The 16,048-nt window shown below is 74.9% G+C and carries 10 protein-coding genes; 6 read left to right on the top strand and 4 right to left on the bottom strand.

Going from position 1 to position 16,048, the window contains the following annotated elements; all coding sequences use genetic code 11:
• Nucleotides 1-246: 246 nt before the first annotated feature.
• From ACLQ2R_RS06070 to ACLQ2R_RS06080, 3 genes are all read right to left on the bottom strand, one after another.
• The gene (locus ACLQ2R_RS06070) at nucleotides 247-1,467 is read right to left on the bottom strand and encodes an RNA polymerase sigma factor (protein WP_425958317.1); all 1,221 of its coding nucleotides are present in this window, start codon (nucleotides 1,465-1,467) and stop codon (nucleotides 247-249) included.
• Nucleotides 1,464-1,826, bottom strand: coding sequence for a YciI family protein (locus ACLQ2R_RS06075; RefSeq protein ID WP_425958318.1), 363 nt, complete (start codon nucleotides 1,824-1,826; stop codon nucleotides 1,464-1,466). The genes ACLQ2R_RS06070 and ACLQ2R_RS06075 overlap by 4 nt, the downstream gene beginning before the upstream one ends.
• A 281-nt stretch (nucleotides 1,827-2,107) precedes the next feature.
• Nucleotides 2,108-2,524: a MerR family transcriptional regulator gene (locus ACLQ2R_RS06080; protein WP_425958319.1), complete on the bottom strand. Its 417-nt coding sequence runs from the start codon at nucleotides 2,522-2,524 to the stop codon at nucleotides 2,108-2,110.
• 216 nt (nucleotides 2,525-2,740) lie between these two features.
• Between ACLQ2R_RS06080 and ACLQ2R_RS06085 the strand changes: the two genes are divergently transcribed.
• The 5 genes from ACLQ2R_RS06085 (at nucleotide 2,741) to ACLQ2R_RS06105 (ending at nucleotide 11,943) form a co-directional block, all read left to right on the top strand.
• Nucleotides 2,741-3,790 (top strand): aldo/keto reductase, encoded by a 1,050-nt coding sequence (locus ACLQ2R_RS06085; protein ID WP_425958320.1) that lies wholly within the window; start codon nucleotides 2,741-2,743, stop codon nucleotides 3,788-3,790.
• A gap of 80 nt (nucleotides 3,791-3,870) precedes the next feature.
• Complete coding sequence (locus ACLQ2R_RS06090) at nucleotides 3,871-5,223, top strand: MFS transporter (RefSeq protein WP_425958321.1); 1,353 nt, start codon at nucleotides 3,871-3,873, stop codon at nucleotides 5,221-5,223.
• A 327-nt stretch (nucleotides 5,224-5,550) separates the two neighbouring features.
• The gene (locus ACLQ2R_RS06095; RefSeq protein WP_425958322.1) at nucleotides 5,551-6,564 is read left to right on the top strand and encodes an enolase C-terminal domain-like protein; all 1,014 of its coding nucleotides are present in this window, start codon (nucleotides 5,551-5,553) and stop codon (nucleotides 6,562-6,564) included.
• 148 nt (nucleotides 6,565-6,712) lie between these two features.
• A complete protein-coding gene (locus ACLQ2R_RS06100; RefSeq protein ID WP_425958323.1) occupies nucleotides 6,713-8,701 on the top strand; it encodes an RNA ligase family protein in 1,989 nt (662 codons plus the stop codon).
• Nucleotides 8,702-8,703: 2 nt separating this feature from the next.
• Nucleotides 8,704-11,943 carry a poly(A) polymerase gene (locus tag ACLQ2R_RS06105; RefSeq protein ID WP_425958324.1) on the top strand — a complete coding sequence of 1,080 codons (3,240 nt, stop codon included), beginning with the start codon at nucleotides 8,704-8,706 and terminating at the stop codon, nucleotides 11,941-11,943.
• Nucleotides 11,944-12,006: 63 nt separating this feature from the next.
• Here ACLQ2R_RS06105 and ACLQ2R_RS06110 read toward each other — a convergent pair whose 3' ends face one another.
• Nucleotides 12,007-13,416, bottom strand: a complete 1,410-nt coding sequence (locus ACLQ2R_RS06110) for an Ig-like domain-containing protein (protein ID WP_425958325.1) — start codon at nucleotides 13,414-13,416, stop codon at nucleotides 12,007-12,009.
• 155 nt (nucleotides 13,417-13,571) lie between these two features.
• Between ACLQ2R_RS06110 and ACLQ2R_RS06115 the strand changes: the two genes are divergently transcribed.
• Nucleotides 13,572-16,013, top strand: a complete 2,442-nt coding sequence (locus ACLQ2R_RS06115; protein WP_425958326.1) for a polysaccharide lyase 8 family protein — start codon at nucleotides 13,572-13,574, stop codon at nucleotides 16,011-16,013.
• The last annotated feature ends 35 nt before the right edge of the window (nucleotides 16,014-16,048 follow it).

Raw genomic sequence — 16,048 nt, forward strand, 5'->3', positions numbered from 1 at the left:
CCGGCCGTCACCCCGCACTATGACGACGCAGCCCCCCGGATCGTGACATGCGGCGGGATCGTGACCCGCGTGACGACCGGGATCGTGAGGTGCGCGACGATCACGACCCGCGTCACGACCCGCGTCACGACCCGCGTCACGACCCGCGTCACGACCCGCGTCACGACCCGCGTCACGACCCGCGCGACGACTCGCGTCACGACCCACGCGACGACCCGGGTGACGACCGGTGGGGCGCCGTGACGTTCAGGGCTCCACCGTCGCGCGCATGCGCCGCAGGAAGTCGCGTTCGGCCGCGTTGCCGGCGAGGGCGAGCGCCGCGTCGTAGGCCAGGGCCGCCTCGGGAGCGCGGTCCAGGCGCCGCAGCAGGTCGGCGCGGACGGCGTGGAACAGGTGGTAGCCGTCCAGGTCGAGGCCGTCGACCAGGACCAGCGCCGCGCCCGGTCCCTCGACCTCGGCCACGGCGACCGCGCGGTTGAGGGCCACCACCGGCCCCGGGGAGAGCTCCAGCAGCAGGTCGTACAGGGCCAGGATCTGCCCCCAGTCCGTGGCGGACGCGACCGGCGCGTCGCCGTGCACCGCGTTGATCGCCGCCTGGATCTGGTACGGGCCCGGCCGGCCGCGCCGCAGGCAGCCCCGGACGATGGCCTGGCCCTCGGCGACGAGCTCCCGGTCCCACAGGCCGCGATCCTGGTCCGGCAGGAGCACCAGGTCGCCGCCGGGGGTGACGCGGGCCGCCCGGCGTGACTCGACGAGCAGCATGAGCGCGAGCAGTCCCAGCACCTCCGGCTCGTCGGGCATCAGCTCGGCCAGCAGCCGCCCCAGGCGGACGGCCTCGGCGCACAGCTCCTCGCGGATCAGCCGCTCACCCGAACCGGCCGTGTGCCCCTCGGTGAAGACGAGGTAGATCACGGCCAGCACGGCCCGCAGGCGGTCGGGCAGCTCGGCCTCGGCGGGGATCCGGTACGGGATCCCCGCGTCACGGATCTTGTTCTTGGCCCTGACCAGCCGCTGCGCCATGGTCGGCTCGGGGACCAGGAAGGCGCGCGCGATCTCGGCGGTGGTGAGCCCGCCCAGCAGGCGCAGCGTCAGCGCGACGCGGGCGCCGGTGGAGAGCGCCGGATGGCAGCAGGTGAAGATCAGTCTCAGCCGGTCGTCGCGCACGGGACCCTCCTCGGCGGGTTCGGCGGGGACGTGCAGCAGGGCGGCCTGGGCGTGCCGGTCCTCGCGGGTGGACTCGCGCCGCAGGCGGTCGATCGCCCGGTTGCGGGCGGTGGTGATGATCCATCCCGCCGGGCTCGGGGGCGGCCCCGTGGCCGGCCACCGCCGTGCCGCCTCGGTGAACGCGTCCTGGACGGCCTCCTCGGCGAGGTCGATGTCGCCGAGGAGGCGGACCAGGACGGCCACCGCGCGGCCGTACTCCCGGCGGAACACGTCCTCGATCCGCGCCGGGGAGAGGTCCGTCATGCCGGGTCGAGGTCGCCGTCCGCGCCGTGCATGGGGCGCACCTCGACCGGGAGCGTGGTCGCGCGGGAGAGCCTGCGCCCCCACGCCAGGGCGGCGTCGAGATCGGACGCCCTGATGACGGTGAACCCGCCGATGTGCTCCTTGCCCTCGGTGAACGGGCCGTCGGTGGTCAGCGACTCACCGTCGCGGACCCGGACCACGGTGGCCGAGCTCGCCGGGTGCAGCCCCCCGGCGAAGACCCACGCCCCCGCCTCCTTGAGCTCCCGGTCCAGGGCCTCGACGTCCCGCATGATGGGCTCCAGATCGCCGGACGCAAGAGTGCCGTCGGGCTGGTAAATGCTGAGCAGGTACTGCTTCACGGTCGGTCTCCTCGTTCTCGTGCCCCCCGGCGCCGTCCCCCGGGTGGCGGCTCCCGTCGACGCCGGGCATGGCGCGCTGCGGGCCTCTCGTCTCCTATACGAACGGCCCCCGATCGGATCGACATCGCACACGAGGAGATCGGAATTCTTTCCCCGCTGCTCGCGCACCCCGGCTCCGCCCGCACAGCCGTCCGGTCCGCGACCCGCGCGTTCCCGGCGGGACTCGCCCCTGCCCGCCGGCGACGCCCCCGACGCCCCCGACGCCCCCGGGATCCGCGACGTCACGAAGGCGGCGCGGAGCACGGATGGCCCGTGCCACCCCCGTCGAGGAGGTCCTCGTACACCCCGACCTTGTGGTTGATCAGATCCATGCACCGGGAGAGGCCGTCGATCTGGGCGATCACCCGTTCCCTGTGCAGGCGCAGCAGGGCGAGCCGCTCCTCCTCGTTGCCCGTTCCCTGACGGACGAACTCGGTGTAACGGCGGATCTCGGGCAGTGGCATGCCCGAGGCGCGCAGGACGACGCACAGGGTCAGCCACTCCACGTCGCCCTCGCCGTAGACGCGACGCCCGCCGGGGCCGCGCCGTACCGGATCGACCAGGATGCCCTCGCGCTCGTAGAAGCGCAGGGCGTGGACGCTCAACCCCGTGCGCTCGGCCACCTGCCCGATGCTCAGATCCGGTGTGATGTCACGCATGCCGTCCAGGATACGGACTTGATCTAGAGGCGACTCCAGCTCCTAGGATGCGGACCCGGGCGGCCCTTTCGTCACGGTGAGCACGGGATGCGGCGGCGACGGCCGCCGGGTACGACGCGCACCGGGCCGCCTCGTTCACCCCGCCCGGCACGGCGACGTCCCTCCCGGCGGGTCCTCACCGGCACTCGCCGGACATCGGCAAGGGAGTCTGATCACATGCGTTACCGCGTTCTCGGAGGCACCGGCATCGAGGTGAGCGTCCACTGCCTCGGGACCATGATGTTCGGCGCGGTCGGCAACGCCGACCACGACGACTGCGTCCGCATCGTCCATGCCGCCCTCGACCGGGGCGTCAACTTCGTCGACACGGCCGACATGTACTCGGCGGGGGAGTCCGAGGAGATCGTCGGGAAGGCGCTGAGGGGGCGCCGCGACGACGTCGTGCTCGCCACCAAGGTGCACTTCCGGATGGGCGAGGGGCCCAACCGGAGCGGCAACTCGCGCCGCTGGATCCTCAAGGAGGTCGAGGAGAGCCTCAGGCGCCTGCGGACCGACTGGATCGACCTCTACCAGATCCACCGTCCCGACCACTCGACCGACGTCGAGGAGACGCTCTCGGTGCTGAGCGACCTCGTCCGTCAGGGGAAGATCCGCGCCTTCGGCTGTTCGAGCTTCCCGGCCGAGGAGATCGTCGAGGCGCACCACGTCGCCGAGCGTCGCGGCCTGGGGCGTTTCAGGAGCGAGCAGCCGCCCTACTCCCTCCTCGCCCGAGGCGTCGAGGCCGGCGTGCTCCCGGTCTGCGGGCGGTACGGGATGGGGGTGCTGACCTGGAGCCCGCTCGCCTCGGGCTTCCTGTCCGGCGCGTACCGCAAGGGCCGGCCCGTCGACCTGTCCACCGGCCGCCCCGCCCTCACCCCGGCCCGCTTCGACCCCGCCCTCCCGGGGAACGCCGCCAAGTTCGAGGCCGTCGAGAGGCTGGTCGCGCTCGCCGAGGACCTGGGCTGCTCGCTCCCCGCGCTCGCCGTGGCCTTCGCCGCGGCGCACCCCGCCGTCACCTCGGTGATCACCGGGCCGCGGACCATGGGCCACCTGGAGGAACTGCTGGAGGGCGCCTCCCTCACCCTCGACGACGCCGCCCTCGACCGGATCGACGAGATCGTGCCGCCTGGGACGAACCTGTACGAACCTGATGGTGCCTGGCGCCCGCCGTCGCTGGTGGACGCCACGCTGCGGCGGCGCCCGCTCGCCGGGCGCGCCGCCGGGTGAGGCCGCCCCCGGTCCTACGACCATGGGCGGAGCCGGGGGGCCGATGACCGGTGCCGGGCGGCGCACGTACCTTCTATTGCATGGTCAGCACGACAGCCGAGAAGCGTCCCGCCGGAATATTCGCCCCCCGCTACCGGGCACTGACGATCGGCATGGTGGCCCTGATCACCCTGGCCGCCTTCGAGTACCTGGCGGTGGCCACCGCCATGCCGGTCGTGGCCGCCGAGCTGAACGGGCACGCGCTGTACGGGCTGGCGTTCAGCGGGGCACTGGCGGCCGGGGTGGTCGCGACCGTGCTGGGCGGGCGCTGGGGCGACCTCGGCGGGCCGGTCGCGCCGCTGTGGACCGGGGTGGCGGTCTTCGCCGCCGGGCTGATCCTGGCCGGGGCCGCGCCGACGATGGACCTGTTCGTCGCGGGCCGGTTCGTCCAGGGCTTCGGCGCGGGCATGCTCCAGGTCTCGATGTACGTCCTGGTCTCGCGGGTCTACCCCGCCGAGCTCCACCCGCGGGTGTTCTCGATCTTCGCGACCGCCTGGGTGGTGCCCTCCATGGTGGGGCCCGCGATCACCGCCCTCGTGGTGGAGAACGTGGACTGGCGCTGGGTCTTCTACGGCGTGGCGGTGATCCTCCTCCCCGCGGCGCTGCTGCTGTGGCGCGGGCTGGCCTCCGCGCCGATGTCGGAGCAGCCGCCCGTCCCCGCCCGTTCCCCGATCATGCGAAGGCTGGGCTGGGCGTTGCTCGTCGCGGCCGGAGCCGCGCTCATGCAGTACGGCGGCGCGGCGCGTGGCGCCGGATTCGTCCTGCTCTTCATCGGCCTGGCCGTGCTGGGCGCCGCGCTGCCCCGGCTGCTGCCCCCCGGGACCCTGCGCGCGGCCCGCGGGCTGCCCTCGGTGATCTCCCTGCGCGGCATCGCGGCGGGCGCGGTCATCGGCGGCGAGACGTTCCTGCCGCTGATGCTCAACGAGGAGCGGGGCCTGTCGCTGACCATGGCCGGGCTCGTCCTGACCGGCGGGGCGCTGAGCTGGTCGTTCGGCTCGTGGGTGGTGGGCCGCAGGCGGTTCGAGCGCGTCCCGCTGCTGCGCCTCGGCTCGCTGCTGATCACCGTGGGGCTCGTGCTGATGGCCCTGACCGTCTTCGCCGTCGTCCCGGTCGCCGCGGCCTTCGCCGGGGAGATCGTGCTGGGGCTCGGCATGGGCGTCGTGTACCCGACGCTCTCGGTGCTCGTCCTGGAGCTGTCGCCCCCGGGGGAGGAGGGGGAGAACAGCGCGTCGCTGGGGGTCGCGGAGTCGGTCTACACGGTCGTCTCGGTCGCGATCGCCGGTGCGCTCCTGGCCGCCCTGGGGACCCTGGGGGTCGTCTACATGCTCTGCTTCGCGCTGGTGGCGGTGCTGGCGGCCACCGGGATCGTCGTCGCGGGCCGGGTCAGGGCCTGACATTCGCCCCTGTCCCTGCTCCTGTCCTGGCCCCGGCCGTCTTCCCGGACCGGTTCCCGCTTCCGGCCCTGCACCGGCCCGGTATTGGTCCCGGCCCGGCCTCGGCCCTGGCCGCTCTCCCGGGCCGGTCCCTGTTCCCGGCCGTGATCATCGGCCCCGCCATCGGTTCGGGCCTGATTCCACCGGGGGCCGGGATGCCCGTGGGTCTTCGTGGCACGATGGGAAGAACGCCGTGCTTGCCGGTGTTGAAGGGAGTCCCGCCTCCGGGCGGGATTCGTGTTTCCGGAGCTCGGAGCGCTCCGGGCCGGGAGAGACCAAGGGGGGTCCATGCCGCGAGTCCGTGAGCTTGAGGTGTTCCGGTTGATCCTGCCCTACGGCAGGCGGCCGGAGAGCATCCTCGTCCGGCTCACCGACTACGGGGGCATGACCGGCTGGGGCGAGGTCGTCGACGCCGACCCCGAGACCTGGGTCTCGCTGGAGCAGGGGCTCGGCGACGCGCTGATCGGCGTGGACTGGGAGCACCCCGACGAGCTGGGCCCGATCCCGGGTGGATCCGCCGCCGACATGGCCTGCTGGGACCTGTGGGCCAGGATGCGCGGCGTCCCGCTGGCCCACGCGCTCGGCGGCACCCGCACCTCCCTCACGGCCACCGTCAGGGTCGGCGCCGACCGGAACCTGGACAGCCTGGTCGCCAGGGTGAACCGGCACGTCTGCGCCGGGTACTCCCACGTCACCCTGGACATCCATCCCGGCTGGGACGTCGAGCCGCTGCGCGCCGTCCGCCAGGCGTACCCGGTGCTGGGCATCTGCGTGGACGCCCGCGGCGCCTACACCGGCATCGACGCCCTGCAGGCGCTCGACTCCTACGAGCTCTCCGCGATCGAGCGTCCCTTCACCGGCCCTTCGGGCCTGGCCGACCACGCCGACCTGCAGGAACGGGTCGCCGCGCCGGTCCTGCTCGAGGTCTCCTCGGACACGGAGCTGGAGGAGGCGATCACCGTACGGGCGGGCCGGGCGCTGCTGCTGCGCCCCGCGACCCTGGGATCCCTGCGCGAGGTACGCCGGGTGCACGACCGCGCGGTGGGCGCCGGCTGGGAGATCGCCTGCGCCGGGGGCCGCGGCACCGGGCTGGCCCGCGCGGCCACCGTCGCCGCCGCCAGCCTGCCCGGGTGCGGCCTGCCCTGCGACGTGGCCGAGCCGCCGCGCAGCGCTCAGATCGTCGACCCGCCGGTCGGCATCACGGGCGGTGTGGTGGCCGTGCCCCTCACCCAGCCCGGCCTGGGCCACCGCATCGACGAGGACCGGGTCCGCCGCCTGGCCAAGGAGTCGTACGCCGTCTAGCGGGTGACGGCCGGTCTGCGGGCGCACGACGGCGCCGAACGCGGCACCGGCGCCTTCCCACGAGGGCGTCCGGTCGTTTATTCGGTGGCGTCGCCGGTTTCCTCTTCCGTATCGTCGCCGGGACGTCGTACCGGCAGGGGAGTGGAACATGCGCGTGCACTACCCCCGCACCCCTCACCTGCCGTGGTCGCCGGGGGCGACCACCGACGACCTGCGCGCCACCGGGCTGACGGAGCTGCGGGGCCGGGAGGTCGTCGTCACCGAGAAGCTCGACGGGGAGAACACCACCCTGTACCCCGACGGGCTGCACGCCCGCTCGCTCGACTCGGCGCACCATCCCTCCCGCGCGTGGATCAAGGCGCTGCACGGCAGGATCGCCCGTTCCATCCCGCCGGGCATGCGGGTGTGCGGGGAGAACCTCTACGCCCGCCACTCGATCGAGTACCGGGACCTGGAGAGCTGGTTCTACGCCTTCTCCGTCTGGGACGGCGACCACTGCCTCGGCTGGGACCGGACCGTGCGCCTGACTCGGAGGCTGGGGCTGCCCGTCCCGCCGGTGCTGTGGCGCGGCGTTTTCGACGAGCGCGCGCTGCGGGCGCTGCGCCTGGACACGGCGCGGCGGGAGGGCTATGTCGTACGGACCGCCGAGGGCTTCCGGCGTGAGGAGTTCGCCGGCCGGGTGGCCAAGTGGGTGCGCCCGCGGCACGTGCGGACCGACGAGCACTGGATGCTCGGCCCCGTCGTCGAGAACGGGCTGAGCCCGGTCGCCGCCCTGTGGGAGGTGCGCTCGGGAGCCGATCGCGACGTGCCGTCACTGCTGGCCGCGCTGGGAACGGAACCCGGCGACCCGGCCGGGCCCTTCGAGGCCGGACGCGCCGAGACCACCGGGCACGACGGGCCCACCGGACGCGCCGGGCACGCCGAGGCCGTCGGGAACGCCGAGGCCGCCGAGGCCGCCGTGGCCGACGTCTCCGCCCGGCTCGACCTGCTGGGCCGGACGGGGGACGCCCGGCTGGCGGGTGTGCTGGCGGCCCTGTTCCACGGCACGTACCGCTCCCGGCTGGCACCCCGGCTGGTGGCGCCGCTGGGCATGCCGCTGGCGCGGAGGGTCGCCGACCTGGTCGGGCTCCACTCCCTCCCGCACCGCTCCCTGCCCGACGAGGCACGCCGGGAGGGTCTGGTACGGCTGTCGGCCGCCGCCGACCTGGGGATCCTGCACGCGGTCGCCGCCGCGGTCCTGGCCGGGCGCGGCGGTGAGGCGGTCGCCGAGGCGCGCGAGCAGACCGGCTGGTCCGAGCTCCACGCCGAGGAGGCGGGACTGCTCGGCGAGGCACCGCTGGCGCCGCTGCGCGCGGGCATGCGCGAGGCACTCGGCATCCACGAGACGTCCGGTGCCCGCGCGGGCACGCGTGAGGTGCTCGGCACGCGTGAGGTGCTCGGCGTCCGCGCGGGGGGCCGCGAGGCGCCCGCTCCCGCCACGGGCGGGGACGCGGACGCGGAGGACGCCGGGGAGCGGTGGCGGGGGCCCGGCGGGGAGGACCGTGACGCGGCCGACCGGTGCTGGGCCGAGGCCAGGGAGGCGTACGCGCTGGGCCGGATCACCACGGCCGCCGAAGGGCGGGCGCTGACCTGGCGGTGGCGGTCGGGCGGTTTTCCCCGGCTCGTCGTCACGGTGGGCCCCTCGGGCAGCGGCAAGAGCACCTTCGCCCGCCACCTGGCGGGCGCCGACGCCGTCGTCTCGCTCGACGAGCTGCGCAGGGCCGGCGGGAGAGGGACGAACCGGCGTACCGACCCGGCGATCCTCACCGAGGGACTGCGCCGGCTCGACACGCTCCTGGCGGCCGGCGGGACCGTCGTGTGGGACGCCACCGCGCTGAACCGCCACCAGCGCTCCCTGGTGCACGCCGTGGCCCGCCGCCGCGACGCGCTGACGACGCACGCGGTCCTGCTGGTCCCCGACGACCTGCTCGCCGGGCGCAACGCCGGACGCGCGTACGCGGTACCCCCGGAGGTGCTCTCGGCGCAGCTCCGCCGGTTCTCCCCGCCCTACCCCGGAGAGGCGCACCGCACCTGGTACGTCGGGCCCGGCGGAGAGGTCGGCGACGTCGCCGGGACACTGGACGCCGAGGAGGAGTGAGCATGCGCACGAGCGAGGAGATCTACCACCGGGTGCGCTGGGACCCGCGTTTCGACCCGGCCCGGTTCGTGCTGGGGATCAACGTGCGCGGCGCGGCCCCCAAGCGCGTCCCGCTGCCCGCCTTCGTGCCCGGAGGCGACATCCCCTGGCACCGCGTTCTCTTCGTCGAGGCCGACGGCGAGGTGCTCTGGGACCGGGCGGCGGGCCTGGACCGCGTCGACGCCTCGCTAGCCGGCCGGGTGCGGCAGCCGCGCAGGCTCCGGGCGCCGTTCTTCACCGCCGCGACACCGTTCGCGTGGGATCCGGCCGGAGGCTGGCGCCCCGCCCCGGCAGCGCCGTCCGGTCTGTCGTGGCCGTCAGTGCCGTCAGTGCCGTCGGGTCCGGCGGGGCCGCCGAGACCGTCAGCGCCGTCGGGGACGGAGGCGCCGGAGGCGAGGGCCAGGCGGGTGCCGGTGCCCGCCCGCCTGCGTGTGCTGACCTGGAACACCCTCTGGGACCGCTACGACGGCCACCTGATCTCCACCGCCCGCCGCAGGCCGCTGCTGGTCGAGGAGCTGGAGCGTGCCGACGCCGACGTCATCGCGTTGCAGGAGGTGGAGGCCGGGCTGCTCGGCCTCCTGCTGGAAGCCGCCTGGGTCAGGGACGGGTACACGCTGAGCACCGACCCGGCCGGCCGTGACATCGACGACAGCGGGGTCCTGCTGCTCAGCCGCCTGCCCGTGCTGGAGGCGGGACGCCATGTCCTCGGCCCGCACAAGGCCGTCGCGGCGCTCACGGTGCGGTCCGCGACCGGCTCGCTCGTGGTCGCCGCCACCCATCTCACCAGCGACCACAGCGACGACGGCCCCGCCCGGCGCGACGCCGAGCTGTCGCGCCTCGCCGAGGTGCTGGCCTCCGTCGACGGTGACCTGATCCTGACGGGCGACCTGAACGACGGCGGCGACGGCCCCGCACGGGTGCTGGGCCTGCGGGACGCGTGGACCGAGTTCCACGGGCCCGGCGACCGGACCGCGACCTTCGACCCCGGGGTCAACCCGCTGGCGGCCGTCTCCTCGCTCTCCGGCCGGGCCGCCCGGCTCGACCGGGTGCTGCTGCGCGGGCACGGCCTGCGGACCGTCGCCGCCACCGTGCGGGGAGACTCTCCCGCGACCGGCGACGGCCTGTTCCTGTCGGATCACTACGGCGTCACCGCCGACGTCACCGCCGCCGCCGGTGCGGGCGAGGACGCGCACGCCCTCGCGGACGTTCTCGACGTGGCACCGACCAGGCGTACGGCGGTCGTCTGGATCCCGCCGCGACGGGTCTGGCCGGCCGTCCAGGAGATCCGTGCCGAACACGACCCCGGTCATCGCCGGTGGCCGCCGCACGTCACCCTGCTGTTCGGCTTCGTGCCGGAGGACCGCTTCGAGGAGGCGGCCGCCGTCCTGGCCACCGCCGTGGCGGGGGTCGCCCCGTTCACCGCGCTGCTGGAGGGCGTGCGCTCCTTCTCCCACCGCGACGGTTTCACGCTCTGGCTCGATCCGGCCGCGACCGGAGCCGGGCCGTGGGCCGAGTTGTACGGCGCGCTGGCGGACGGTTTCCCCCGCTGCGCCGGCCGCGCCGACGACCACGTCCCGCACCTGACCCTGGGAAGGACGCGCCGTCCCGGGCGGCTCGCCGCCGATCTCGCCGCCCGGCTCGGCGCGGTGTCCGCGCGCGTCGGCGAGATCGTCCTGCTGTCGCGACGGGGCGAGGAGCCCATGCGCCCCAGGGCGACCGTCGCTCTGGGAACCGGTGAGGTGACCTGGCTCGACCGGGCGGCGCCCGTGCCCGACGCCTCCGGACGGGTCCGGCCGGAGCGGGCGCCCGTACCCGGGAACGGCTCCTCACCGCGCCGCAAGGCCGGGACGGAGGACTCCGGGGCGGAGGTCCTCGGTACGGAGGAGAGTTTCGAAAGGGAGGGCTCCGAAGCGGAGGGCTCCGGAGCGGGGTGGGGGCCGGGGCCCTGCGGCCCCGAGGAGGAGACGCGGACACGGGAGGTCCTGGAACGGCTGCGGGCCTCGCTGCCGGAGGGGACCGTGCACGTCGCGGGATCGCGCCGCCTGGGCTGCGCGCTGCCGGGCGCGGACCTGGACCTGGTGGCGGCACTGCCCGGCCCGGCCGATCCGGCGGACGCCGGGAGCAGCCGGAACGTGAGAGATGCCGGGAGCATCGGGAGCGTCGAGGACAGGGTCCGGGCGGCGCTGCCGGAGGCGACGGGCGTGCGGCGCGTCCACGGCGCCCGCGTACCCGGCCTGCGGCTGCGTGCCGGGGACCTCGACGTCGACCTGGCCGTCGTCGCGACCGGCGGCCTTCCTCCCGCCGAGGCGGTGGCGCGCCGTGCCGAGCTGGACGAGGCGGCCGCCCTCGCGCTCAGCGCGATCAGCGACGCCGACGCGGTACTCGCCGCGGCGGGCGCGGACCGCGCGGCCTTTCTCGCCCTGGCACGGCAGGTGAAGGCCTGGGCGAGGGCGCGGGGCCTGGACTCGGCCCCTTTCGGGGGGCTGCCCGGCCTGGCCTGGACCGTCCTGGCGGCGCGGACGGCGCGCGAGGCGGGGGGTCCAGAAGGACCGGGGGAACCGGGGGAACCGGGAGGTTTGCCGTCCGGCGACCTGTTGCGGCACTTCTTCGGCACCTGGGCCGCCTGGGACTGGAGCCGTCCGGTCGGGCTGTGGCCGCAGGCGCCTTCCGGCAAGGAGAGGGCATCCGCCCGGGGGGGCGGCCCGTCGGACGGCGACACGGCTGTGACGATCATGACTCCCAGTGCCCCGGTCCGTTCGTGCACCGAGCAGGTCGGCGCCGGCGGCCGGGACCTGCTGACGCAGGAGCTGTACCACGCCTGGGAGATCCTGGAGGCGGCCGGAACCGGACCGGTTCCCTGGTCCGCGCTGCTGTCGCCCCCGCCGCTGCACCGCAGGCACGCGGCGTGGGCGGTGGTGACCGTACGGCAGGAGGGGGCCGGTGACCCCGGCAGGACGCTGGGCCGCGCTCGTGGCAGGATGCGCGCGCTGCTGACCTCGCTGGAGCGGGCCGGTACGCGTGACGCGCACGCGTGGCCCCGGCCGTTCGAGAGCGGGCCGGAGGCGGTGCGGTTCGCCGTGGGCCTCGGCCGCACGCCGCCGGACGCGGCCGGCCTCGCCGCGATCGCCGGGCCGTGGGCGGCGAGCCTGCGTGGGGTCGACGTCGGATGGGCGGCGTGCGGCGAGGTGCCGACGCTCAGGTGACGGCGGGACGGCCGGTCGCGTCCCCGGGCACCTGCGGGCAGGACCGCCTGCGGGCAGGTCGGTCTACGGGCAGGTCGGTGTTCTGAACATCACGCCGTCCAGGAGGTTGCCGGCCCCCTGGTTACCGCCCGCGGCCGACACCGACTCGAAGGCGAACCGCGTGGTGGTCTGTCCCGGAGGGACGACGTACACCCCGCTGTAGTAACCCCACGCGGTGTTGCCGTCGGAGATGTCCGTGGAGGAGGCGCCGGTGGGTACCTGCGCCATGGCCGTCCCCGGTGCGCCGATGAGCACCCGCATCACATCGGTGCCCTGGCGCCCCCGGTGGTAGAGCGACCAGGTCATCCGGGTCCCCGGAACGGTGGGCAGGTCCTGGTAGAGCGTGGAGACCTGGTTGGCGTTGAGCTCGGCGAACTGCTGCCCGTCGGCCGCCGGGACGGCGACGCTCCCGCCCCCGGTCTGGCCGCTGCGCCAGAACTCCAGTTTGTTGTCGGTGGCGGTGGTACGCCAGCCGACGGCCGGGTCGGACGAGGCGTCCGGGACCGCACTGTCGATCGTGGCCACGGGCGGCGCCTCGAAGCTGCCGTTGACCAGGTCGACCGGCGTGTAGACGCACGGGATGGTGACCGTGACCGTGGCGGTGCCGGTCCCGCAGGCGGTGGTGATGGTGTAGGTGAAACCGTCGGTGCCGGTGAATCCGGGGGCGGGCGTGTAGACGACGGCGCCACCGGAGATCGTCGCGGTGCCGTTGCCGGGAAGGCCGAGGCCGGTGATCGTCGGTGAGGTCGCGGTGTCGTTGGCCAGGACGGGCACGCTGACGGCCGTGCCCGGCGTGGTGGTGGCGGTGTCGTCGGCGGCCCTGGTGGGCGAGACGGACTGCCCGCTCACGATCCGGATCGGAGGGGCGGGAGCGTTGCCGCCGAGCCGGCCGGGGGCGGCGAGGACGCTGCTGATCCCGGTCGGCCGGATGGTCATGGCGTTCCCGGTGGTGCCCTGCCTGACCTGGAAGGTGATGACCTTCGGGGACGGGTCGGTCTTGGTGCCCTGCGAGGGGATCGACAGGACGCTGCCGACGACGGTGCCCGTCCCCGACTGGCCGACGACGTCGGCGTAGGCCAGCAGCGACGACAGGTCCCACGTCGTGGTGTAGCGGCTGACCAGGAGCGGCCACTGGGCCGTACGGTGTGTCAGCGTGAGGGTGAAGGTGCCGCCCGGCGCGATCTGCCCGCCCCACAGGGGCGGGGAGGTGTCGACCACGGCCGACCCGCTGCCCAGCCTCATGCCGAACGCGTTCTTCCAGTAGTAGTCGACGGGATAGACCGTCTGCCCCTGCCGGAAGCAGGGCGCGGCGGCGCGCGCGGTGGCGGTGTGCGCACCGGTGCCGGCCGCCGTCGCCGGCGTACCCGACGGGGCGAGCAGCGTCGACAGGGCGCAGGCCGACGCGACGAGCGCGGATGTGAATCGTCGTGACACCAACGTTGAACTCCCGTTCTGTCATGAGGGATGCCTCATAGATCAACTTCAGAACGGACGTTACTCTCGGTCATCGGTACATCACGGCAGGCGCCGACGTCCCGCGTTTCACCCGACACGCGGGACGAAAGCCCTCCTTGAGCGACAATCCGGGGGTGAGTGGATGTTCCAGGCGATCGCTTCTCCGGCTCGGCGGGGTCGCCGCGGCCGGGGCGCTGATCCCGGCGGAGGGCGCGCGCGCCCCGGACCGGTCCGCCGCCGCGCCGGCCCTCCCGCCCGTACGGGCTCTCCCGCCCGCGCCGGATCTCCTGCCCGTGGCGGCGCGGGACGACGTCTTCGCGCTGTTGCGACGCCGGTGGCGGGACGTCACGGCGGGGTCGGGGTTCGACGCCTCGGCCGAGCCCTACCGGACCCGGCTGGCGAGGCTGGGAGGGACCGCCACCCGATACCGGGACACCATGGCGCCGGCCGCCTCGTCGCTCTGGCCCGGCCTGCCGTTCCCGTCCTTCACCGCCACGCCGGTGCGGCTGCGGACCATGGCCCGCGCGTACGCCCTGCCCGGGACCGGCCTGACCGGTGACGCGGGCCTGGCGGCGGCCGTCGCGGCCGGCATCGACCACTACCGGCGCCGGGTGTACGCCGAGGGCGCGGAGGCGGCGGGCAACTGGTGGGACTGGCAGATCGGCGTGCCCCGCAGGCTCCTGGACGCGGCCGTGCTGATCGGCCCGCACCTGACCGAGCGGGAGAGCGGGCCGCTGCGGCGGGCGGCGGAGCATTTCGTGCCCGCGTGCCGCCTGGACGACTACGACGGCACCAGCACCGGCGCCAACCGGGTGGACCTGTGCGTCGTGACGCTGCTGCGCGCCGTCCTCGGGTCCGACCCGGGCGGGGTCGCGCTCGCGGCCTCGGCGCTGTCCCCGGTCTTCCCCCACGTCGAGGAGGGGGACGGCTTCCACCGGGACGGCTCGTTCCTCCAGCACACCTCCGTCCCCTACCAGGGCGGGTACGGGGCGGTGCTGCTGTCGGGGCTGGCGACCCTGTTCGCGGTGCTGCGCGGCTCGCCGTGGGAGATCGCCGACCCGAACAGGCAGGTCGTCCTCGACATGGTCGAGAGGTCGTTCGCGCCGTTCGTCCACGACGGTTTCTGCATGGACCTCGTCGCGGGCCGGGCGATCGGCAGGCGGCCGTACGGCGACCACGACAGGGGGCGCGGGATCGCCCTGTCGATCCTGCTGCTGGGCGAGGCGGCCTCCGCCGCCGAACGGGACCGCTGGCGCTCCATGGTCAAGGGGTGGGCGCTGCGGGACGTCCACCGGCCCATGCTCGCCGCGGCCGAGCGCGACGACCTGGGAGCGCACGCCCGCCTGGCCGCGGTCCTGGACGACGACGCGATCCCGGCCGCCGCCGAACCCGCCGGGCACCGGCTCCTGCCGTCGAGCGCCCGTGCCGTCCACCGCCGGCCGGGCTGGTGCGCGGGCCTCAGCATGGCCTCGGACCGGATCGGCCACTACGAGCACGGCAACGGCGAGAACCCGCGCGGCTGGCACACCGGCTCGGGAATGCTCTACTGGTGGGGCGAGGGCCACGGCGACCAGTACTCCGACTCCTTCTGGTCCACGGTCGACCCCTACCGGCTGCCGGGCACGACCGTCTCCACCCGGCGGCTCGCGGACGGCGCCGGAGGGGCGTGGGGTGACACCCGCCCGCCGGCCCGCTGGGTGGGCGGCGCCACCGACGGCGTGTACGCGGCGGTCGGCCAGCACCTGAACGGCCTGGAGAGCACGATGGAGGCGTTCAAGTCGTGGTTCTTCCTCGACGACGCCGTGGTCTGCCTGGGGGCCGGCATCACCGGCGAGGACGGCGTTCCCGTCGAGACCGTCGTCGACAACCGCAGGACCGGCGCGCGCCTGACCCTGGACGAGGAGGCGGGCTGGGCGCACCTGGAGGGTCACGGGGGCTACGTCCTCCCCTGCGCCTCGGGGCTGCGCACGCTGCGCGAGAGGCGCACCCCGGACGGGCCTGGCGGGTCTGACGGGCCCAGCGCTCCGGGCCGATCGGATGAAGTGGGTGGATCGGGCGGGCCGAAGGCGGGGACGTCGGCGCGCGACTACACGACGCTGTGGTTCGACCACGGCGTCGACCCGGTCTCGGCCGGGTACCTCTACGTGCTCCTGCCGGGTGCGAGCCTGGCCGCGACCCGGTCACGGGCGGCCGACCCCGGCCGGATACGGGTGCTCGACAACACCGCCCGGCGGCAGGGGGTGCGGGTCCCGTCACTCGGCCTGTCCGCCGTCGTCTTCTGGAACGCCGGGGCCGTCGGCGGCCTGGGGGCCTCCGCCCCGTGCGCGCTCCTGGTCAGGGAGGCGGGCGACGGTACGGCCACGCTGACCGTGTCCGACCCGAGGCGCGACCTGGACTCCCTGACCGTGACGTGGGACCGGCCGGTGACCGGGGTGCTGCACGGGCACGGGTCGCTGGCGGGCGCCACGACCGGCGCCGGTCTGGCGCTCACCTTCGGCGGGGCGGCCCTGCGGGACGGGGGCTCGGCGACGGTCGGCGTACGGCTCGGACGAAGGCGGGAGGCAGGGAGCCGGTGACGGATGTGCCGTACCGGAAATGCCGCGCCGGACGC

The sequence above is a fragment of the Streptosporangium sp. DT93 genome, from assembly GCF_049844535.1.
Lineage (GTDB): Bacteria > Actinomycetota > Actinomycetes > Streptosporangiales > Streptosporangiaceae > Streptosporangium.

What these genes read in the sequence shown, in the direction of transcription:
- ACLQ2R_RS06070 (WP_425958317.1), bottom strand. Translation starts at nt 1,467, where the DNA reads ATGACGGACCTCTCCCCGGCGCGGATCGAGGACGTGTTCCGCCGGGAG.
- ACLQ2R_RS06080 (WP_425958319.1), bottom strand. Translation starts at nt 2,524, where the DNA reads ATGCGTGACATCACACCGGATCTGAGCATCGGGCAGGTGGCCGAGCGC.
- ACLQ2R_RS06085 (WP_425958320.1), top strand. Translation starts at nt 2,741, where the DNA reads ATGCGTTACCGCGTTCTCGGAGGCACCGGCATCGAGGTGAGCGTCCAC.
- ACLQ2R_RS06090 (WP_425958321.1), top strand. Translation starts at nt 3,871, where the DNA reads ATGGTCAGCACGACAGCCGAGAAGCGTCCCGCCGGAATATTCGCCCCC.
- ACLQ2R_RS06095 (WP_425958322.1), top strand. Translation starts at nt 5,551, where the DNA reads ATGCCGCGAGTCCGTGAGCTTGAGGTGTTCCGGTTGATCCTGCCCTAC.
- ACLQ2R_RS06100 (WP_425958323.1), top strand. Translation starts at nt 6,713, where the DNA reads ATGCGCGTGCACTACCCCCGCACCCCTCACCTGCCGTGGTCGCCGGGG.
- ACLQ2R_RS06105 (WP_425958324.1), top strand. Translation starts at nt 8,704, where the DNA reads ATGCGCACGAGCGAGGAGATCTACCACCGGGTGCGCTGGGACCCGCGT.